This window comes from Streptomyces sp. NBC_01451, assembly GCF_036227485.1.
Lineage (GTDB): Bacteria > Actinomycetota > Actinomycetes > Streptomycetales > Streptomycetaceae > Streptomyces.
In genome coordinates, this window is record NZ_CP109479.1 from 4,695,692 (window position 1) to 4,716,533 (window position 20,842).

The 20,842-nt window shown below is 70.0% G+C and carries 15 protein-coding genes; 5 read left to right on the forward strand and 10 right to left on the reverse strand.

Translation table 11 applies throughout. The features are described from left to right. Nucleotides 1–28: 28 nt before the first annotated feature. The 3 genes from OG595_RS20625 to OG595_RS20635 all read right to left on the reverse strand — a co-directional run bounded on the left by OG595_RS20625 (nt 29) and on the right by OG595_RS20635 (nt 2,978). Nucleotides 29–2,032 carry a type I restriction-modification system subunit M gene (locus OG595_RS20625; RefSeq protein ID WP_329273946.1) on the reverse strand — a complete coding sequence of 668 codons (2,004 nt, stop codon included), beginning with the start codon at nt 2,030–2,032 and terminating at the stop codon, nt 29–31. Next, on the reverse strand, nt 2,029–2,634 hold the full coding sequence (locus OG595_RS20630) for a restriction endonuclease subunit S (protein ID WP_329273947.1): 606 nt from the start codon (nt 2,632–2,634) through the stop codon (nt 2,029–2,031). Before OG595_RS20630 ends, OG595_RS20625 begins: the two co-directional genes overlap by 4 nt. 128 nt (nt 2,635–2,762) lie before the next feature. Then, the gene (locus OG595_RS20635) at nt 2,763–2,978 is read right to left on the reverse strand and encodes a hypothetical protein (RefSeq protein WP_329273949.1); all 216 of its coding nucleotides are present in this window, start codon (nt 2,976–2,978) and stop codon (nt 2,763–2,765) included. A gap of 289 nt (nt 2,979–3,267) precedes the next feature. Between OG595_RS20635 and OG595_RS20640 the strand changes: the two genes are divergently transcribed. Continuing rightward, the gene (locus OG595_RS20640; RefSeq protein ID WP_329273951.1) at nt 3,268–4,170 is read left to right on the forward strand and encodes an LLM class flavin-dependent oxidoreductase; all 903 of its coding nucleotides are present in this window, start codon (nt 3,268–3,270) and stop codon (nt 4,168–4,170) included. Nucleotides 4,171–4,248: 78 nt separating this feature from the next. Beyond that, nucleotides 4,249–5,118: a Cof-type HAD-IIB family hydrolase gene (locus tag OG595_RS20645; protein WP_329273952.1), complete on the forward strand. Its 870-nt coding sequence runs from the start codon at nt 4,249–4,251 to the stop codon at nt 5,116–5,118. A 26-nt stretch (nt 5,119–5,144) separates the two neighbouring features. Here OG595_RS20645 and OG595_RS20650 read toward each other — a convergent pair whose 3' ends face one another. The 6 genes from OG595_RS20650 to hisC form a co-directional block, all read right to left on the reverse strand. After that, entirely contained in the window at nt 5,145–6,212 is a 1,068-nt protein-coding gene (locus tag OG595_RS20650; RefSeq protein ID WP_329273953.1) for a M23 family metallopeptidase, read from the reverse strand. A 114-nt stretch (nt 6,213–6,326) separates the two neighbouring features. Next, complete coding sequence (locus OG595_RS20655) at nt 6,327–7,841, reverse strand: GAF domain-containing protein (RefSeq protein WP_329273954.1); 1,515 nt, start codon at nt 7,839–7,841, stop codon at nt 6,327–6,329. Nucleotides 7,842–7,934: 93 nt separating this feature from the next. Next, on the reverse strand, nt 7,935–11,471 hold the full coding sequence (cydD, locus tag OG595_RS20660; RefSeq protein ID WP_329273956.1) for a thiol reductant ABC exporter subunit CydD: 3,537 nt from the start codon (nt 11,469–11,471) through the stop codon (nt 7,935–7,937). 123 nt (nt 11,472–11,594) lie between these two features. Further along, the gene (cydB, locus tag OG595_RS20665; RefSeq protein ID WP_329273957.1) at nt 11,595–12,599 is read right to left on the reverse strand and encodes a cytochrome d ubiquinol oxidase subunit II; all 1,005 of its coding nucleotides are present in this window, start codon (nt 12,597–12,599) and stop codon (nt 11,595–11,597) included. 21 nt (nt 12,600–12,620) lie between these two features. Further along, a complete protein-coding gene (locus OG595_RS20670; RefSeq protein ID WP_329273958.1) occupies nt 12,621–14,129 on the reverse strand; it encodes a cytochrome ubiquinol oxidase subunit I in 1,509 nt (502 codons plus the stop codon). Between the two features lie 257 nt (nt 14,130–14,386). Beyond that, nucleotides 14,387–15,466, reverse strand: coding sequence for a histidinol-phosphate transaminase (gene hisC / locus OG595_RS20675; RefSeq protein ID WP_329273959.1), 1,080 nt, complete (start codon nt 15,464–15,466; stop codon nt 14,387–14,389). A 464-nt stretch (nt 15,467–15,930) separates the two neighbouring features. Here hisC and OG595_RS20680 point away from each other — a divergent pair, with 464 nt between their 5' ends. From OG595_RS20680 to OG595_RS20690, 3 genes are all read left to right on the forward strand, one after another. Continuing rightward, nucleotides 15,931–17,043 (forward strand): LacI family DNA-binding transcriptional regulator, encoded by a 1,113-nt coding sequence (locus OG595_RS20680; protein ID WP_329273961.1) that lies wholly within the window; start codon nt 15,931–15,933, stop codon nt 17,041–17,043. A gap of 428 nt (nt 17,044–17,471) precedes the next feature. Then, nucleotides 17,472–18,590 (forward strand): metallophosphoesterase, encoded by a 1,119-nt coding sequence (locus OG595_RS20685; RefSeq protein WP_329273963.1) that lies wholly within the window; start codon nt 17,472–17,474, stop codon nt 18,588–18,590. Between the two features lie 205 nt (nt 18,591–18,795). Beyond that, nucleotides 18,796–19,671 carry a hypothetical protein gene (locus OG595_RS20690; protein WP_329273964.1) on the forward strand — a complete coding sequence of 292 codons (876 nt, stop codon included), beginning with the start codon at nt 18,796–18,798 and terminating at the stop codon, nt 19,669–19,671. 46 nt (nt 19,672–19,717) lie between these two features. Here the strand turns inward: OG595_RS20690 and OG595_RS20695 are convergent, their stop codons facing one another. Beyond that, the gene (locus OG595_RS20695) at nt 19,718–20,824 is read right to left on the reverse strand and encodes a hypothetical protein (RefSeq protein ID WP_329273965.1); all 1,107 of its coding nucleotides are present in this window, start codon (nt 20,822–20,824) and stop codon (nt 19,718–19,720) included. Between the last annotated feature and the right edge of the window lie 18 nt (nt 20,825–20,842).

The window sequence follows — 20,842 nt, forward strand, 5'->3', positions numbered from 1 at the left end:
CAGCGGCGTCAGGCCCGAGGCGGACCGGTCAGGTGTAACCGAGTTCCTTCAGGCGGGTTCTGAGTCGTTCCGCAGCAGCCTCGCTCTGCCTCTCCAGGTCCGTGTAAGAAGTCCCGTACCGGTCACCCCATGAGCGGTAGACGTCGACCAGTCCCTGGCGCTCGGCGGCAGCAAGCCTCTCCACGCGAGAGCAAAGGTCGTTGCCAAGGACATCAAGTACTCGTTCGCGCGCCAGGTTCCCAGGGAGATACGGAGGTCGGCCGTCGGCCACCGCCCACCGGTCGATCACCCCGGGAAAGCCTCGGAGGTCCAGGCTCCTGAGGTCGTCCTGCCGAACGTCCCACCATGCCGCGAAGGCACCGGTCAACTGGTACCGGTCCAGGATCCCGGCCGGCAGGAGCTCCTCACGGAAAGAGGCCAGGAGCCGGGAACGCAACATCAACAGCCTGCTGGTGCCAGCGAGTTCGACAACGCGTGATTCCGTTGCCCGCCACCAGGAACGGCAGTGGTCGACGAAGTCCCTCTCTCGGGCAGCGGCCAGTTCCGGGATACGCGCCGCGGTCGCCTCGCAACCGCTGCCCAGAAAGTCGAGGTAGCCGGAGCCCTTCGTCGTGAACAGGTCTGCGACGCCGATTCCGAAGACCTGGAACCTCCTCGTTTCCGCGTCGACCTCGCTTCTCGGCACCCCGCCGAACAGCGCGGCACGGACGTCCAGCGACGGCTCGGCGGGCGGACCCGCATCGACGTAGCGCCGGATGTTGAGGTTGAAGCCGTTGTCCGCGATCTCATCCAGGGACACGACACGCGAGAAGCCGGGGATGTCCGACCACTCGCGGAACGCGCCCACGATCTTCTCCACGTTCTGCGGCTCCAGGCGGTTCTGCGACCGCCCCGTGACCACTTCGCGCTCGGCGTTGACGAACAGCACCTGGCCGCGCTGATCCGCCGGTGTCCCGTCCGTGCCGCGCAGCACCAGGATGCAGGCGGGGATGGCCGTGCCGTGGAAGACGTTCGGTCCGATACCGATCACCGCTTCGAGTCGGCCGTCCTCGACGATTCCCTGGCGGATCTCCGCCTCCGCCCCGCCCCGGAACAGCACACCGTGCGGGGTGACGACCGCTCCGACCCCCTCCGGACGGAGTGTGGCCAGCACATGCTGAACGTTCATCAGATCGGCCTTCCCGCCCCGCTCGGGTGTCCAGCCGTACTTCATCCGCTCCGGATGCCTCATCTCCTTCTCTGAGTAGTTCATCGAGAAGGGAGGATTGGTCAGCACACGGTCGAAGCGCCTGAGGTGGCCGTTTCCCAGTGAGTGGAGCGGATCGGTCAGTGTGTCCCCGCAGAGCACGGAACTGTCCGTGAGGCCGTGCAGCAGAAGGTTCAACCGGGCCGTGGAGCACGTCGCGGCGTTCATCTCCTGCCCGAAGAGAGCGAGGTCCGCGCCCTCCCCACCATGCTCCTCGACGTACCGTCCGGCCTGGACGAGCATGCCTCCAGAACCGGCGAACGGATCGTAGACCGACTGTCCCTTCCGCGGGCCGACCAGGCGCACCATCAGCCGGACCACGGAACGGGGCGTGAAGAATTCCCCGCCGCGTTTCCCCTCGCTGTCGGCGAACGCGCCCAGGAGGTGGTCGTAGGCACGGCCGACCGTGTCGCCGAACTCCAGGTCGCCGTCGTTCAACGGAATACGGTCGAAGTGACCGACCAGTGCCTTCAACTCGGCGGGGCTCAGCCTCACGTCGAAGTCGACGGCCTCGAACACGCCCTTCAGCACTTCGGGGTTGCTCTGCTCAAGTTCCCACAGCGCCTCGTTGAGCACACGCCCCGGCGCCTTGCCCTCGTAGTCGACGATCTGGGACCAGCGCGCACGGTCAGGCACCCGAAGGATGCCGGGCTGGTCCGAGACCCGCTTGAGAACCAGCATCGCGGAGATGACGTCACGGTACTGCGACGCGTCCATCCTGCCGCGCAGGATGTCGGCAGCGGCAAAGAAGGCCTGTCCCAGTTGACTGACGGTGATCAGGCTCATGTGCTCCTCACTCCCTGGATCAGCTCTCCGAAGATGGCCGGCCGCAGTGCCTCCAGGCGATCGGCCATCTGCCGCTGGATCCTGATCCGGTTGTCGACGTCCGCCAGGGCTTCGACGACAGCGTGCTGCCGGTCCAGGGGCGGCACGGTGACCGGCAACTCGTTCAGCATCACCGAGTTGAGCGAGGGCACCGTACCCGGGATGGACTGGCCCAGCATGAACCGTTGCACGGGCGGATACGACAGGTACGACACGAGATACTCGGGCAGGACACGGTCCCGCTGGGGCCTGATGCGCAGACAGGACGAACCGTAGAACCATGTGGCGTGTTCTGCCTCGATCAGCGCCAGTCGGCCGAGCGTCCCCTGCCGCACGACGAGGATGTCGCCCTCCCGCAGCGAGAACCGGGAGAGGCGTTTCGTCTCGTCCCACGGCACCCGCCGTAGCCGCCGGGTGTCAACTGTGTGGTCGTCGGTGAGATCCGGCGGTGAGATCACCGGCACTCCGTCGGGGCCGTCGTGCAGGTTGTCCAGCAAGGACCCGGACGGACCGGCCTTCACTTCACACAGGCTCCCGAGCGGGATCTCGTGGTCCCAGACCATGGATACATCGTCTCCTTTCACGGCCCCTCCGTCCTCTTCCCGGCACTGTCGATCCACCATGGTCACGCGCGTGGGCGGTGGGGTGCGGGTGCGGGTGCGCACCCGCACCCGCACCCCACCGCCCGCGGTCAGGCGACGCGCATCCAGTACCGCATGGCAGCGCGCACCAGTTCCTCCGCGACGGCGGCCAGCAGAGCCATGACGACCATGGTCAGCGCCGCCGGACCTTGCCCCACGGCGAAGGCGCCGACCACGACCACGACGATGATCACTACGAGCGGCACCACGGCCTTGATGGCCCTCGGCGGGAGGGACCATGCATGATGGGTAACGGCATTCCTCACGAGGATGTCCTTTCTGTCTCTGCACACTGTGCGGGGATGGTTGAGCCGCGCCACCCTGCATGGTTTGGACGCCCGGCAGGGTGGTGCGGCGGTTCACATACGGCACTGCACACCGAGTCCGGGCCCCGCCCGATCCTTGATGACACTGAAGACACTACACCTCGAAGCTAGCTTCGAGAAATGTCGGCACGGCAACTGTCCCGCCGAGGGCGGCGAGTTGATCCGCGTCACCTGACGACGTCACCACACCCGGTGGGGCACCCCGCCGGTCTCGTTTATCGTCGAGAGCATGCGTCTGAGCACTGTGATCCTGCCGATCCATCGATGGAACGACGGACAGAAACTGTGGCAGAGAGCCGAGGAGCTGGGCTTCCACGCCGCGTACACCTACGACCACCTCTCCTGGCGCACCTTCCGGGACGGGCCGTGGTTCGGGGCGGTACCCACGTTGACCGCAGCGGCGACGGCTACGCAGGGTATGCGATTGGGTACTCTCGTGACCTCGCCGAACTTCCGGCACCCGGTGACGCTGGCCAAGGAGCTGATCTCGCTCGACGACGTGTCGAACGGCCGGATCACCCTCGGTATCGGCGCGGGCGGCACCGGCTTCGACGCCACCGCGCTGGGCCAGGACCCGTGGACACCCCGGGAGCGGGCAGACCGGTTCGGTGAGTTCGTCTCGCTTCTCGACAAGCTGCTGACCGAGGACGGCAAGGACGGTGTCTCGTACCAGGGCGACCACTACTCGGCCCACGAGGTGCGCAACATCCCGGGCTGTGTGCAGCGCCCCCGCCTGCCCTTCGCGGTGGCCGCCACCGGGCCGCGCGGGCTGAAGCTCGCGGCACGGCACGGACAGGCGTGGGTGACGACCGGTGACCCCCGGCTGTTCGAGAGCGGAACGCCCGAGCAGTCGGTGCGGGCCCTGCGCGGGCAGACCGAGAAACTGGCCGACGCCTGCGCCGCGATCGGCCGGGACGTGAGCGGGCTCGACAGGATCCTGCTCACCGGGTTCACCCCGGACCGGGGTCGTCCGCTGGAGTCCGTGGACGCGTTCGTCGACTTCGCGGGCCGGCACCAGGAGCTGGGCTTCACCGAGATCGTGATCCACTGGCCCATCCCCGACTCCGACTTCGCGGCAGACGAGAGCGTCTTCGAGCGCATCGCCCAGGAGGCGCCGGCGCAGCTGCTCTGACCCGGCACCGGTCGGGGCCGCCACTCACCTGGGCGGACCGCCGCACGGGCGTGCACACACATACGCGAGAATGGGCGGGTGACCTCAGCGACCAGAGAGCCCGAGACCCCCGCCGCCGCCCTCCCGATCCGCCTGATCGCCACCGACCTCGACGGCACGCTGCTGCGCGACGACAAGTCGGTGTCCCCGCGCACGGTCGCCGCCCTTGCCGCCGCCGAGGCCGCGGGTGTCGAGGTCTTCTTCGTCACGGGCCGCCCGGCCCGCTGGATGGACGTCGTCAGCGAACACGTCCACGGTCACGGCCTGGCGATCTGCGGCAACGGCGCCGCCGTGGTCGACCTGCACGGCGGCCCCGGCACCCACCGCTTCGTGAAGGTGCGGGAGCTGGCCAGGGACAACGCGCTGGACGCCGTACGGCTGCTGCGCGAGGCCGCGCCGGGGACCGTGTACGCCGTGGAGCAGACGTACGGCTTCCACCAGGAGCCGCAGTATCCGAAGCTGCACATGGAGGTGCCGGACAATCTGGCGCCCGCCGAGAAGCTGCTGGCCCCGGGCGGGCCGAGCGACGGTGAGCCCGTGCTCAAGATCCTCGCCTTCCACCACACGATGGATCCCGACGCGTTCCTCACCACCGCCCGGCTCGCGATCGGCGACCGTGCCACCGTGACCCGCTCCAGCCCCAGCGCCCTGCTGGAGATCAGCGGCCCCGACGTCTCCAAGGCGAGCACCCTGGCCCTGTGCTGCGCCGAGCGGGGCATCTCGTCCGAGGAGGTCGTCGCCTTCGGGGACATGCCGAACGACGTCGAGATGCTCACCTGGGCGGGCCGGTCGTACGCGATGGGCAACGCGCATCCCGACGTCGTGGCGGCGGCCTCGGGACACACGGCGCCCAACAACGAGGACGGGGTGGCCGTCGTGATCGAGCGGCTGCTCGCGGAACGCCTCTGAGGAAGCCGCCGTCCGGGGACCGCGTCCTACAACTGCACCCCGCGCGCCGTCAGCCACGCCGCCGGGTCCACCCCGGAGCCCAGTTCCGGTGTGACGCGTACCTCGAAGTGCAGGTGCGGGCCGGTCGAGTTGCCGGTCGTGCCGGTCTGGCCGATCCACTGGCCCGGGGTCACCCGCTGCCCCTGGTCGACGGTGACGGCGGCGAGGTGCGCGTACTGCGTGTAGTAGCCCCCGGGGTGCTCGATCACGATCTCGATGCCGAAGGCGCCCCCGCACGACACCGACGCCACGGTGCCCGCACCGACCGCCCGCACCGGAGTGCCGATCGGTACCGCGAAGTCCTGCCCGGTGTGCCCGTTCGCCCACCGGTCGCCGCCGCTGCCGAAACTCGCGGAGAGCTCGTACGTCTCCACGGGCGTGACGTACTCCGGCATCGTCCCGGGATCCGGCTGGTCGAGCCGGACGGCGCCCCGGCACGAGCCCGCCGCGACCGAGGCGTCCGCCCGGCCCTGGAGTGTCCAGCGGGCCTCTTCCAGCTTCGCCTCGATCGACCGCTTCAGCTCGGCGAGTTCGCCGTTGCGCCGCTCCAGCCTCTGCCACTGCGCCGCCGCCTTCGCCTCGTCGGCGGCGAGCCGGGCCTCCGCGCGCCGGCTCTTGTCGATGGCGTTGTTGACGGCGAGATCGGCCTGCCACACGGCCCGCTGACCGCGCATCAGCTCCTCGGGGCTGTCCGCGAGCAGCATCTGCGCGGTGAGCGGCAGGCCGCCTCCGCTGCGGTACTGGCCGCGTGCGATCCGGCCCAGGTCCTCGTGCAGGACGGCGATGTCCCGCCGTTCGCGGACGAGGAGTTCCTCGTACCGCCGGGCCCTGGCCCCCTCCGCCTCGGACTCGAGGCGTCCGGCCTCGTACTGCTGCGTCACCACGGCGGCATCCGCGTACAGCCGGGTCACCTCGGTGCTGAGGCCCGAGTCCGTGGCGGAGCCCGGTCCGGGGTCCGCGTCCTCGCCCGAGGCGGCCGTGGGCCGGGCGACCAGGACCGCGAGCGCGCACAGCAGTGCCGGAACGAGCAGCGGATGACGGCGACGTGAGCCCATGTCAGCGATCGTGCACCGCAAACCGGGCCGGGTGCCTGTTCAAGTCGTACGCCTGGGGGACCCCTTGCCACGAACGGCCCAGCAGCGGGCCCCGCAACAGGCCCCGCGGTGGCCTCAGTACGGGGCCTGCCACACGACCGTCGTACCGCCGCCGTCCGGGCCGCTGCCGGGGCCGTGCCTGCTGTCGCCACCCAGCGACTCTGCACGCCGTTTCAGGTTCCTTAGGCCACTGCGCCGGCCGCCCTCGGGAATGCCGACACCGTCGTCGGCGACGGTGAGCCGGACGCCCGGCCGACCGTCCGGCAGGGTCACGTCCGCGTCGACCACGACATCGATCCGGGACGCCCCGGCGTGGCGGAAGGCGTTGGACAACCCCTCGCGCAGAGCGGCGACGAGGTTCTTGCCGGTCGGCTCGCCGACGGCGGTGTCGACCGGACCGACCACCCGGAGCGAGGGCTTGAAGCCGAGTGCCACGGCTGCCATGTGGATCTCCCGCCGCACCCGCGTGGACAGCTCGGACGGCACCTCTCCGGGATCGTCCTGGAGCGCGAAGATCGCGGTGCGGATCTCCTGGATGGTGACGTCGAGTTCGTCGACGGCCCTGCCGACACCGTCCCGCACCTCGGGCGCGACCGGCCCGCGCTGGGCGCTCTCCAGCATCATCCCGGTGGCGAACAGCCGTTGGATGACGAGATCGTGCAGGTCACGGGCGATCCGGTCGCGGTCCTCGTACACCGCGAGCCGTTCCCGGTCGCGTTGTGCCTCGGCCATCATCAGCGCGAGCGCCGCCTGCGCGGCGAACTGGACGGCCAGCGCGCGCTCCGTCTCCGTGAACACGCGCTCGCCCCGCGCGCGGGGCATGGCGAGGCTGCCGACGACGCGGCCGTCGCTCTGCAGGGGCAGCAGCATGGTGGGGCCGCAGTCTCGGACGAGTGCGGTGTGGAAGGCCAGCCGGGGGTCGGTGGCCGCGTCCGCGACGAACACCGGCTCGCCGTCGAGGAGTTCGGCGACGATCTCGCTCTCCGGCGGGATGATCACGCCGAGCGCGTCGGAGGGGCGCTCCGCGTCCACGGCGACGATCTCCAGGCCGCCCTCGGCGGTGGGCAGCAGCACGATCCCGGCCGCGGCCCCGGAGAGCCGGCGGGCCTGTCGGGCGACGGTCCGGAGGGAGTCGCCGATGTCACCGCCCGAGAGCAGCGCGGTGGTCACGGCCACGGATCCGTCGATCCAGCGCTCGCGCTGTCTGGCGGCCTCGTAGAGGCGGGCGTTGCCGATGGCGATGCCCGCCTCGGTGGCCAGCACCCGGACCAGGGTCAGATCGTGCTCGGTGAACGGGCCGCCGCCGCGCTTGTCGCCCAGGTACAGGTTCCCGAAGACCTCGCCGTGCACCCGGATCGGCTCGACCCACCGGACGGTCTCCTCGTCGACACCGTGGTGCACATAGTCGGTGAAGCCGCTGCCGTCCTCGGCGAGGACCCCGATGGCCACGCGCCCGGCGTCCACCAGGGCGGTCGCCGTCGCGCAGATCCGCTCCAGCGTGGCGTGCGGCCCGAGCCCGCTCCCGACAGCCCGCATCGCCTCCAGCAACTGCGGCACGCACGGCTCGGGACGAGGAGGCAGGTCGGACATCCCACGAGCCTAATTACTCCAGTTTGTCCGCGAAAGTCGAGCGGCGACGACTCCTCTGGCAGCCAGAGATGCAGGGGACAGGCGAACAGGGGACTAGCGCACCGCCGCCACCAACGCCAACTGCTCGGACTCCGCCTCCCGCTCCGCCATCCGCCGCAGCGGCCCCTCGACGGCGACCAGCTCCGTGTACGTCCCCCGCTGCGCGACCCGCCCCTCGTCCAGGACGATCACCTCGTCCACGGCGTCGAGACCGGCAAGCCGGTGGGTGATGAGCAGGGTCGTACGGCCCTCGGTCGCGGCCAGCAGATCGGCGGTGAGCGCGTCGGCGGTCGGCAGGTCGAGGTGTTCGGCGGGCTCGTCGAGCACGAGCACCGGGAAGTCCGCGAGCAGCGCCCGGGCGAGCGCCAGCCGTTGCCGCTGTCCGCCGGACAGCCGCGCCCCGTGCTCGCCGACGAACGTGTCGAGCCCGTCGGGCAGCGACTCGGCCCAGTCCAGCAGCCGCGCCCTCACGAGGGCTCCGCGAAGGTCGTCCTCGGTCGCGTCCTTCCTCGCCAGCAGCAGGTTCTCGCGCACGGAGCTGTCGAAGAGGTGGGCATCCTGGGCGCACAGCCCGACCAGCCGCCGTACGTCGTCGCCGTCGAGCGCGTACGCGTCCACGCCGCCCAGCGTGTAGGAGCCGGCGTCCGCGTCCAGGAACCGCAGGAGCACCTGGGCGAGCGTCGTCTTGCCGGACCCGGACGGGCCGACGACGGCGACCCGGTGCCCTTCGTCGAGGGTGAGGTCGAGGCGGGCGAGCGCGTCCCGGTCCTGTCCGGCGTGGCGGGCGGCCAGCTCCCTGACGACGACAGGGAACGGCGACAGCGGCGCGGGCAGCGGCTGTTCGGGTTCGCGTACGGGCTCGGGCGCGTCCAGGACCTCGTACACGCGCTCCGCGCTCCTGCGCACCCGCTGCCGGTAGCGCACGGCGAGCGGCAGCCCGAGGACGGCCTCGAAGGCGGCCAGGGGAGTGAGGACGACAACGGCCATCAGCACTCCGCCGAGCCGCCCGTCGGCGACTCCTTGGGCACCCACGAGGGCGGTGGCCGCCACGGTCAGCCCGGACACCAGCGCGGTGAGTCCGTCGCCGAGCGCGGTGGCGGTGGCTGCGCGGGAGGCGATCCGGGTGAGCACCGAGTCGGCCCGCCGTACCTGCTCGGTACGTCCGTTCAGGGCGCCCGCGACCGTCGCCTCGGCGGTGCCTGTCAGCAGGTCGGTCACGTGCGTGGCGAGTGCTCCGCGGGCCGGGGCGAGCCGGCGTTCGGCGCGCCGCGCCACGGCGCCGGTCACGAGGGGGACGCCGACGCCGGCCGCGAGCAGTCCGGCGGCGAGGACAGCCCCGGCCTCCGGCAGCAGCCACGCCGTGAACCCGACGGAGGCGGCGGAGACGACGAGGGCGGCCCCGGCGGGGAGCAGCCAGCGCAGCCAGTAGTCCTGGAGGGCGTCCACATCGGCGACGAGCCGCGACAGCAGGTCGCCGCGCCGCGTCGTCCGCAGTCCGGCGGGCGCCAGCCGCTCCAGGCGCCGGTAGACAGCGACCCGGGTGTCCGCGAGCATCCGCAGCACGGCGTCGTGCGACACCAGCCGCTCCGCGTACCGGAAGACGGCCCGCCCGATCCCGAAGGCCCGCGTGGCCGTCACGGCGACCATCAGATACAGCACGGGCGGCTGCTGCGAGGCGCGCGAGATGAGCCACCCGGAGGTCGCCATGAGCCCGACGGCACTGCCGAGCGCGAGACTGCCGAGCAGCAGCGCGAGTCCGAGCCGCCCGCGCCGGGCCCCGGACATGGCCCGCACCCGCGCGAGCACACGGAGTCGCTCCGCGGGAGCCCCGGGCACGAGCTCTTCCTCGTCGAGCACAGGGAGTTGCGCGCTCTGCGGACCGCCCGCGACAAGCCCGTCGGCGCCGAAGGAACCGCCGATCTGCTCGGCGCCCGGCAGATGAGCGGGGCGGACGGTCTCCGCCAGCCGCACCACCCGGTCCGCCACCGCCAGCAGCGCCGGCCGGTGCACGACCAGCAGTACCGTCCGTCCGACGGCCAGGCGCCGTACGGCGGCCACGACCTCGGCCTCGGTCTCCCCGTCCAGCGCGGCCGTCGGCTCGTCGAGCAGCAGCACAGGCCGGTCCGCGAGGAACGCCCGCGCCAGCGCAAGCCGTTGCCGCTGCCCCGCGGAGAGCCCGGCCCCGTCCTCACCGAGCGCCGCGTGGACACCCTCGGGCAGCGCGTCCACGAACTCCAGCGCACCGGCATCGGCCAGTGCCCTGCGTACGGCGGTGTCGTCGGCGTCGGGGCGGGCCAGCCGTACGTTCTCGGCGATCGACCCGGCGAACAGGTGGGGCCGCTGCGGCACCCAGGCCACCCGGGAACGCCACTGCTCCAGGTCGAGGCCGGCGAGGTCGGCTCCCCCGACGCACACCCGCCCCTCCGTCGGCCGTACGAACCCGAGCAGGGCGTGCAGCAGCGTCGACTTGCCCGCGCCGCTCGGCCCGACGAGCGCGACCGTCTCGCCGGCCTCGACAGAGAAGGAGGCGTCCGTCACCGCGTCCACCGAGCGCCCGGGATACCGCACGGTCACGCCCTCGAAGGCCACGCCGCCCTCCGGAACCGCCCCGGTCCCGGATTCCGGCACCGGCGTCTCCAGTACGGCGAAGATCTCCTCGGCCGCGGCCAGCCCCTCCGCCGCCGCGTGGAACCGGGCGCCCACCTGCCTGAGCGGCAGATACGCCTCGGGCGCGAGGACGAGAACGACGAGCCCGATGTACAGGTCCATCTCGCCGTGCACGAGCCGCATACCGATGGTCACCGCGACCAGCGCGACGGACAGCGTGGCCAGCAGTTCCAGCGCGAAGGACGAGATGAAGGCGATCCGCAGGGTTCGCATCGTCGCCTGCCGGTACTCACCGGTGATCCGCCGGATCGACTCGGCCTGTGCCTTGGCCCGGCCGAACACCTTCAGCGTCGGCAGCCCCGCCACGACATCGAGGAAGTGGCCCGAGAGCCGGGACAGCAGCCGCCACTGACGGTCCATGTGGGACTGCGTGGCCCAGCCGATCAGCATCATGAAGACCGGAATGAGCGGCAGGGTGCCGACGATGATCGCGGCGGACACCCAGTCCTCGGTGACGATCCGCGCCAGCACGGCCACGGGTACCACCACCGCGAGCCCCAGCTGCGGCAGATAGCGCGAGAAGTAGTCGTCGAGCGCGTCGACCCCCCGCGTGGCGAGGGCGACCAGCGACCCGGTCCGCTGCCCGCTCAGCCAACCGGGACCGAGCGCGACGGCCCGTTCCAGCAACCGTCCACGCAGCTCCGACTTCACCGCCGCGCTCGTCCGGTGGGCAGCCAGCTCGGTGAGCCAGGAGACCACCGCCCGACCACCGGCGACGGCCACCAACAACAACAGGGGCGTACGGAGTTCAGCGACCGACAGGTCGTGCTGGAACGCGCCGACCACCACCTCGGCGATGAGCATGGCCTGCGCGATGACCAGGCCCGCACCGACGGCACCGAGGCCGACGACCGCCAGCAGGAATCGGCGCGTGGCGCCGGCGTACCGAAGGAGCCGCGGATCGATTGGTTTCACGTGAAACATGCCCTTCGGTCCAGGGAGGTGGTTTCACGATGTTTCACGTGAAACATCGTGAAACCACCTCCCACGGACAGAGATGACGCAGACAGAGATGACGCGGGCCGAGCTGAAGCGGGCGAGAACGACTCAGTGCGCGGCTTCGGCGAGGTGCTGCGTGCCGATCCGCTTGCGGAACACCCAGTACGTCCAGCCCTGGTAGAGCAGGACCACGGGGGTGGCGATCCCCGCACACCACGTCATGATCTTCAGTGTGTACGGGCTCGACGAGGCGTTGGTGACCGTGAGGTTCCAGTCCGCGTTGAGCGAGGACGGCATGACGTTCGGGAAGAGCGTCAGGAAGAGCATCGCGACGGCGGCCACGATGGTGACCCCGGAGAACGCGAACGCCCAACCCTCACGCCCCTTCTGGGCCGCCCCCAGTGCGGCCACAAGTGCGAGCACGGCCACGACCGCCGCGGCCAGCGAGCCGCCGTCGCCCTTGTCGGCCTGGGTCCAGCCCAGGAACGCGAGCGCGACCACGGCGGCGACGAGTCCGACGCGGACCGCCAGCTTGCGCGCCCGTTCCCGGATGTCCCCGACGGTCTTGAGGCCGACGAACACCGTGCCGTGGAAGGTGAACAGCGACAGGGTGACCAGGCCGCCGAGCAGGGCGTACGGGTTGAGCAGGTCGGCGAGATTCCCGACGTACTCGAAGTCCGCGTCGATCTTCACCCCGCGCACGATGTTGGCGAAGGCCACACCCCAGAGGAACGCCGGGAGGAGCGAGGTCCAGAAGATCGCGGTCTCCCAGTTGCGCTGCCAGTTCTCCTCGGGCCGCTTCACCCGGTACTCGAAGGCGACGCCCCGCACGATCAGGCAGACCAGGATGAGCAGCAGGGGCAGATAGAAGCCGGAGAAGAGGGTGGCGTACCACTCGGGGAAGGCGGCGAAGGTCGCGCCGCCCGCCGTCAGCAGCCACACCTCGTTGCCGTCCCAAACGGGCCCGATGGTGTTGATGAGGACCCGCTTCTCGGCCCGGTCCCGGGCGAGCAGCTTGGTGAGGACACCGACCCCGAAGTCGAAGCCCTCCAGGAAGAAGTAGCCGATCCACAGGACGGCGATGAGGACGAACCAGACGTCGTGAAGTTGCATGGCGTTTCCAGCTCCCTGGGCCTAGTAGGAGAAGGCCATCGGCTTGTCGGCGTCCTGGGAGTCGCCGCCGATCTTCGTGGGCGGGTTGAGGTCGGCCTCGGTCAGTTCGGGCGGCCCGGCCTTGACGTACTTCACCAGCAGCTTGACCTCGATGACGGCGAGGATCGCGTAGAGCGCGGTGAAGACGATCATCGAGGTGAGGACCTCTCCCTGCGAGACGCCGGGCGAGACCGCGTCCCGGGTCTGGAAGAGGCCGTACACGACCCACGGCTGACGGCCCATCTCGGTGAAGATCCAGCCCCAGGAGTTGGCGATCAGCGGGAAGCCCAGGGTGAGGATCGCGATGCGCCAGTACCACTTGGTGAGCGTCGGGCCGAGTGCCTTCCCGGGGATCAGCGAGAGATGCGGCACTTCGTCGTCGCCGACCCGCAGATGCTGCGGCAGCATGAACTTCTTGCGGGTCAGCCAGAGTCCGGCGAGCCCGATCGCGAAGGACGTCATGCCGAAGCCGATCATCCAGCGGAAGCCCCAGTAGGCGACCGGGATGTTGGGCCGGTAGTCGCCGGGCCCGAACTTCTCCTGTTCGGCCTTGTTGACGTCGTTGATGCCGGGGACGTACGAGCTGAAGTCGTCGTTGGCGAGGAAGGACAGCAGGCCGGGGATCTCGATGGCGACCTTGTTGTGGCCGGCCTCGACGTCGCCGTAGGCGAACACGGAGAAGGGCGCGGGCGACTCTCCGTCCCAGAGGGCCTCGGCGGCGGCCATCTTCATCGGCTGCTGCTTGAACATGACCTTGCCGAGGAAGTCACCGCTGACCGCGGTGAGCAGACCGCCGATGACGACGGTGACCAGGCCGAGCCGCAGCGAGGTCTTCATCACGTCGATGTGCTTCTTGCGGGTCAGATGGAAGGCGGCGATGCCGACCATGAAGGCGCCACCCGTGAGGAAGGCCGCGGAGAGGGTGTGGAAGACCTGGGTCAGCGCGGTGTTCTGGGTGAGGACCAGCCAGAAGTCGGTGAGCTCGGCGCGCCCCTTCTGCTCGTTGATCCGGTAGCCGACGGGGTGCTGCATCCAGGAGTTGGCCGCGAGGATGAAGTACGCCGACAGGATCGTGCCGATCGAGACCATCCAGATGCACGCGAGGTGGATCCTCTTCGGGAGCTTGTCCCAGCCGAAGATCCACAACCCGATGAAGGTGGATTCGAAGAAGAAGGCGATCAGCGCCTCGAAGGCGAGCGGGGCACCGAAGACATCGCCGACGAAGCGCGAGTAGTCGGACCAGTTCATGCCGAACTGGAACTCCTGCACGATGCCGGTGACGACACCCATCGCGATGTTGATCAGGAAGAGCTTGCCCCAGAACTTCGTGGCCTTGAGGTACTTCTCCTTCTCTGTGCGCACCCAGGCGGTCTGCAGGCCGGCGGTGAGCGCGGCGAGGGAGATCGTCAGCGGGACGAACAGGAAGTGGTAGACGGTGGTGATGCCGAACTGCCATCGGGCCAGAGTCTCGGGCGCCAAAGCGATGTCCACATCTCCTCCTTACGTCCATGGCCATTGTGGCGGTCTGTCCCGGTTGCCACTCCGCGGGAGAAGGACATACCGGGTGCGCTTGTGAACGCGTTCACATTCACAAGCAATTATGGCGCATGCCCGTTCGAACTTGCAGGGGTGGGGGGTCCCTAAACGAGACCTGACCGACCCTTGACGGAAAAGGGCCGGTCAGGCTAGGTACCGACAGTCCGAGAGCCGGTCGGGTGCCGACGCCCGGGACCTGGACCAGAGCTGGACTAGAGCTCCTTGCGGAACACCTCCGCCGTCTTCAGGAAGACGTCGTTCGCCTCGGTCTCGCCGACCGTCACCCGGACCCCCTCGCCCGGGAACGGCCGGACGACCACTCCGGCCCGCTCGCACACCGCCGCGAAGTCCACCGTGCGCTCCCCCAGCCGCAGCCACACGAAGTTCGCCTGGGTCTCGGGCACCGTCCAGCCCTGCCCGCGCAGCCCGTCGACCACCCGCGTGCGCTCGGACACCAGTGAACCGACCCGCCCGAGCAGCGCGTCCTCGGCCCGCAGTGAGGCCACCGCCGCGTCCTGGGCGAGCTGGCTCACCCCGAACGGCACCGCCGTCTTGCGCAGCGCCGCCGCCACCGGCTCGTGGGCGATCGCGAACCCGACCCGGAGCCCGGCGAGGCCGTACGCCTTGGAGAAGGTCCGCAGCACACAGACGTTCGGCCGGTCGCGGTAGAGCACGACCCCGTCCGGCACCTCGGCATCGCGGACGAACTCCTTGTACGCCTCGTCGAGCACCACGAGCACGTCACCGGGCACCCGGTCCAGGAACCGCTCCAGCTCGGCCCGCCGCACGACCGTCCCCGTCGGGTTGTTGGGGTTGCAGACGAAGATCAGCCGGGTCCGGTCGGTGATCGCGTCCGCCATCGCGTCCAGGTCGTGCACATCACCGGGCGTCAGCGGGACCTTCACCGACGTGGCGCCGCTGATCTGCGTGATGATCGGATAGGCCTCGAAGGACCGCCAGGCGTAGATCACCTCGTCGCCGGGCCCGCTGGTGGCCTGGATCAGCTGCTGTGCGACACCGACCGAGCCGGTGCCGGTGGCGACGTGGGGGACCGGCACGGCGAACCGTTCCGCCAACTCGCTCATCAGCTCCGTACAGGCCATGTCCGGATAGCGGTTGAAGGTCCCCGCCGCGGCTGTCACGGTCTCCAGCACGCCGGGCAGCGGCGGGTACGGGTTCTCGTTCGAGGACAGTTTGTAGGCCACCGGACCGCCGGCCGCGGCCGGCCTGCCCGGCTTGTAGGTGGGGATCCCCTCCAGCTCGGCGCGCAGCCTGGGGCTCGTCTCGCTCACCGCAGTCCTCCTCGTGACCACCACCGGCTCAGCACGGTCACCCGCCGCCGGCTACCGGGTACCAATGCTTCACACCTTATGAGGATTCGGCGCGACTGCGTACGGGCCCGTCGCGTCCAGAACGCCTCCGCCGCGCTCCGCGTACCCGTCACATCCGCCCCATGGGCATCAGGGGTATCACCGTACAAAGTTGTACGAATTGGGGGGCGCATTGCGCTTCTCGGCACGCGCCGGTGGCTCACGCCGTGGCGCGCATCCCTCGTAGAGGTGAGTTGAGACCTCTTCGAAACATCGGTCACTTGGCAGGCCTATGTGCGCCGACAAGTCAGGTAGGGCAGTAATATCGTTCAACTGGCTTCTTTTCTAAGGCAGTTGATAACTTTTGACCATGCAGAAACGTGCCTGTCAACGACTGCATATGCGTCCGCACTACCCCACCGCATGAGCCCTACTATCGGCTCGCCATGACAGCAGCAGGGAAGCACCAGGTGAGCCGCGCGGAGACAACCCGAAGAGCCAGTAGGCCGGGCCGAGCAGGCATCAGAGACGTGGCCGCCGCCGCCGGGGTCTCGATCACGACCGTCTCCGACGCCCTCAACGGGAAGGGCCGGCTCCCGGACGTCACCCGGCGGCATGTCCGAGAGGTCGCCGACCGACTGGGCTACCGCCCGTCGGCCGCGGCCCGAACCCTCCGTACCGGCAAGTCAGGACTGATCGGCCTGACCGTGACCACGTACGGGGATGAACCTTTCACCTTCACCGAGTTCGCGTACTTCGCGGAGATGGCGAGGGCCGCCACCTCGGCCGCGCTCGCCCGGGGCTACGCCCTGGTCATCCTCCCCGCGACCTCGCGCCACGACGTGTGGTCGAACGTCGCCCTGGACGGCACGGTCGTCATCGACCCGTCCGACCAGGACCCGGTGGTCACCGAGCTCGTCCGGCAGGGGCTGCCCGTCGTCTCCGACGGCCGCCCGGCCGGCTCGCTCCCGGTCACAGCGTGGGTCGACAACGACCACGAGGCGGCGGTACTGGGCATCCTCGACCATCTGGCCGACGCCGGCGCCCGCCGCATCGGCCTGCTGACGGGGACGACCACCGACACCTACACCCATCTCTCGACCACGGCGTACCTGAACTGGTGCGAGCGGGTCGGCCAGGACCCGGTGTACGAGTCCTACCCGGCCCACGACCCGTGCGCGGGCGCCGTGGCCGCCGACCGGCTGCTGGCCCGCCCGGACCGCCCGGACGCCGTCTACGGCCTCTTCGACCCGAACGGCACCGATCTGCTGGCCGCGGCCCGGCGCTACGGCCTGCGCGTCCCGGACGACCTTCTGCTCGTCTGCTGCAGCGAGTCCACGGTGTACGCCACCACGGAGCCGCCGATCACCACCCTCTCCCTGAAACCGCGCCGCATCGGCACGGCGGTGGTCCAGCTCCTGATCGACGCCATCGAGAACCTCGACTCCGACCTGCCGGTAGAGCAGGTGATACCGACCGAACTGATCGTGCGGACGTCCTCACAGCGCCGTCCGCCGCGCACGACGGTCAGTCCTCCGCGGTCGCCCGAGGAAGGGTGATCCGGGGGCGGTGGTGAGGGGCGGGGAAAGTGGGCTTGTGCGGGGCGGGTTCCCGGCGAGCGGGGCCGTACGAGGGGTCGGCCCCGCGGGGGAAGCGGGAGCCCGGCCCCGTTCAGGAACGCGGGACACCGGCGTCCGGACTGTTCACGGGCGCCGGTGTCATGATCGTACGAAGCGTCGGTGTCCGCAGTGAGGTGTTCGCGGTGCGCGGCGGGGTACGAAGCAGGCAGGTCCGGGGCGGGAGCAGACGGGAAAGCCCTTCCGAATCGGGGCGAAAGCCGCGGTGAACTGGGCTGCTTCGCCGATTCACCACCCCTGGGTCATCACATGGCGCGATCCGCATTCCTATGATGGGCCCACGACACCGCGGGCCCCTGCGACCAGGCAGTCCGATGCGGTGCAGATGCGGCGCGATGGTGGAGGGGTCGATGACTCAGGGGGCCGGTCAGGGACCCGAGGTGACGCGGACGGCGACGTTGCGCGACTTCCGGGTGCCCGCTTATGTCCATGAGGCCGGTCCGCACACTGACGGCACGGCCCCCGGGGACGTCACCGCCGGGGCGGCCGACACCGAGGTCCAGGAGCCCGCGGAGAGTGCGCAGACCCTGCCCGACCTGGAGGAATACCCCGACGGGTACACACCCACCCAACGCGACCTGCCCGTCATCAACCGCGGTGACACGCTTCAGGTGACCGTCGATCCCGCGGCCCTGGCCGCCGACGGCCCGGGGCCTCTGTTCGTCGTCGGCGACGTCCACGGCTATCTCGACGAACTGGTGGGGGCCCTCCAGGAACAGGGCCTGATCGACAGCGCGGGCAACTGGTCCGCGGGCACCGCCCGGCTCTGGTTCCTCGGCGACTTCACCGACCGCGGTCCGGACGGCATCGGCGTCATCGACCTGGTCATGCGGCTGTCCGCCGAGGCAGCCGCGGCCGGCGGCTACTGCAAGGCCCTCATGGGCAACCACGAACTGCTGCTGCTGGGCGCCAAACGGTTCGGTGACACCCCCGTCAACTCGGGCGCGGGCACGGCCACCTTCCAGGCGGCCTGGCTGCTGAACGGCGGCCAGAAGACCGACATGGACCGCCTTCAGGACCACCACCTCCAGTGGATGGCCCGTCTCGACGCGATCGAGGAGGTCGACGGCCACCTGCTCGTGCACTCGGACACCACCGCCTACCTCGACTACGGCGACTCGATCGAGGCGGTCAACGACACCGTCCGCGAGACGATCACGCGCAACGACGCGGACGAGGTGTGGGATCTGTTCCGCAAGTTCACCAAGCGCTTCTCCTTCCGCGACGAGGGCGGTGCCGAGGCCGTACGCTCCCTCCTCGATACGTACGGCGGCGCCCGCATCGTTCACGGCCACAGCCCCATCCCGTATCTGGTGGGCGACGTCGGCACCGAGGACGACGGCGAGGACAACTCGGGTCCGAACATCGAACATCCGCATGTCTACGCCGACGGACTGGCCATCGCGATGGACGGCGGCGTGACCATGGCCGGAAAACTGCTGGTCCAGGAACTTCCACTGGACCTCTGACGGATATCCGCGCGCTTCCCGGGCAGGCGTCGTCCGACCACGAACCGCATCGGACGGGGGACAGTCGTACGGCAAATTCTTCAAACCCCCTGTCACCGCGCGCCGTCGCCGCTCTACCATCGGCTTATCCGTAGCAGGCTCCCCTCCGTTTCTGCCCGACGGCTCGTCAGCATGCCGAGCCCCAAGCCCTACGGAGCATCGGGGGATGCACATGAACAGCGTTCCGCAGCACCTGCTGAACGAGGACCGCCAGGAATACGAGCGGATCCTCGATGAGGCGCTGCGCTCCGCCCCACACCGCCCGGAGCTGGCCGCCGTCGGTCAGCGGCTGAACCCCGAACAACTGCGCACCATGGCACTCAACGCCACCGCGCTCATCACGGTCGCCGCGGCGGCCGAATACCAGCACTACGTGAAGGTCCGCGACGAACTGCGCCACCCGGCGCCGTCCACCCAGTCGTCCCTCCACGAATCCGGCTCCAGCGAGCCGGGTACGGACTCGATGGGACTCGCCGCCGGCATGGGCGAGATCGCCGCCGAGACCGCCGGGGCGGGCGCCGTCGCCGTCGTCGCGGTCCTGGCTCCCGTCCTCGCGGGCACGGCCGCGGCGATCTTCCTGCTCGTGGGCTACATCCTCAAGATGCTCGACCCCGAGCCGACGTTCGCCCAGACCATGCTCACCACCGGATGGGTGTTCGGTGCGGTGACCGCGGCAGCGATACTCGTCGCCGCGGTCGGCCTGCTTCTCACCGCCCTGCGCAACAGCCCGGAGGCGGAGGAGGCCGGGGGATACGGCGAACTGACCGGGGAGGTCGCGCAGGCCAGGGAAGCCTGGCGTGAGGCCCTGCTGGAGCGCGGCATCATGCCGTTCCTCCGCGACGCCCTCGCCGACCCCGGTACGGCGGCCATGAACCGCAAACCGGCCCCGGAACCCACCACCGGCCGCATGCCCCACCTCGGCTACAACCGGCCCGGCTTCAGCAGCCCCGATGACGGCTCGACGACGAGCCACCGTCCCAGCTTCTCCAGCCCGGACTTCAGCAGCCCTGACTTCGGGGGCCCGGACCACCCGCCGGAGTGACCGGCCGGTCCGGATGCCGGACCCGGGACTCAGGTGGAGCGGGCGGCTACTGGAGCCGTCTGACCACCTGGGCTTCCGCGCGCTCCACAGGCGTACGGCCGTGCACATGGACCAGGGCCAGGTGGTACAGGGCCGGGGCGACCGGTGCCCATCGGTGGATCCGGTCGGCGTGCAGCATGTACCGGGCGACGTCGGCCGGGCGGAACGGCACGTAGTCGATCGTCTGGTGCTCCCAGCGGTCGGCCGCGCCTCGGCTCATCCGAGCCTGCAGACCCTCGCGGGTGATGTCCTTAAGCCGGGCGTGGAAGTGGGCACTCCACTGCCGCCGTTCCACGTCGACGACGAAGGCCAGCAGCACGAGGGAGTACTCGTGGGGCTCCAGCGAGAGCTCCTCGCGCATACCGCGGCGGGCCACCGCGTGCAGTTCGGGCGCGTTTCGGCCTGCGGAGTCGATGTGACGTGACATCCCTTCGTTGACGGACGAGTTCCACAGGCCCTGGCCCGTCCGGACCCGGTTGCTGCGCCTGCTGACGACCAGCATGTCGTCGGCCGTCACCACGGCGATGTTCACGCCGAAGCTGCACTGGAGGAACGCGGGCGCGACCAGCGGATCGTCCGGGTCGAGATGGCGGCTGCGCAGTGTCGTGCCGTCCGGCAGCCTGCGGTCCAGTTGCTGAGTGGCGAGGAACGTGTAGTAATCGGTGGGCCGCAGGCGTATGTGGACCTCCGGATGCTCGGCCAGGGCCGTCCGGGAGATGTCGAACGACTCGACCGCGTAGCGGGGGCCGTTCCACACGGGTGTCCGCCCCTCCGCCCGCAGCCGCTCGTTCTCCGCCTCAATCTCGTCCCGCCAGCCGGCCATCTCCTCGGGGAGCACTACCTCCTGGTCGAGCACATGCACGTGCACGTCCTCGGGGGCGATCGCCACAGCACCGTCCCCTTCGACGATCAGCGCGGAGGTGTGCAGCGGCCCGAGCGAGAACGTCTGCCAGGCCGTACCGCTCTCCTCCCGCTGCCGCAGCCCGCGCACCACACTGACCGACCGCTTCCGCAGCCGGAACCAGGCGTCCTGCAACGGCTGTTGGAACAGCGTTGCGAACACCATGCCGATTACGGCTCCCACCACTCCGTTGGCAACATCGATTCCGCCCATGGCACGGAGGTTAGACAG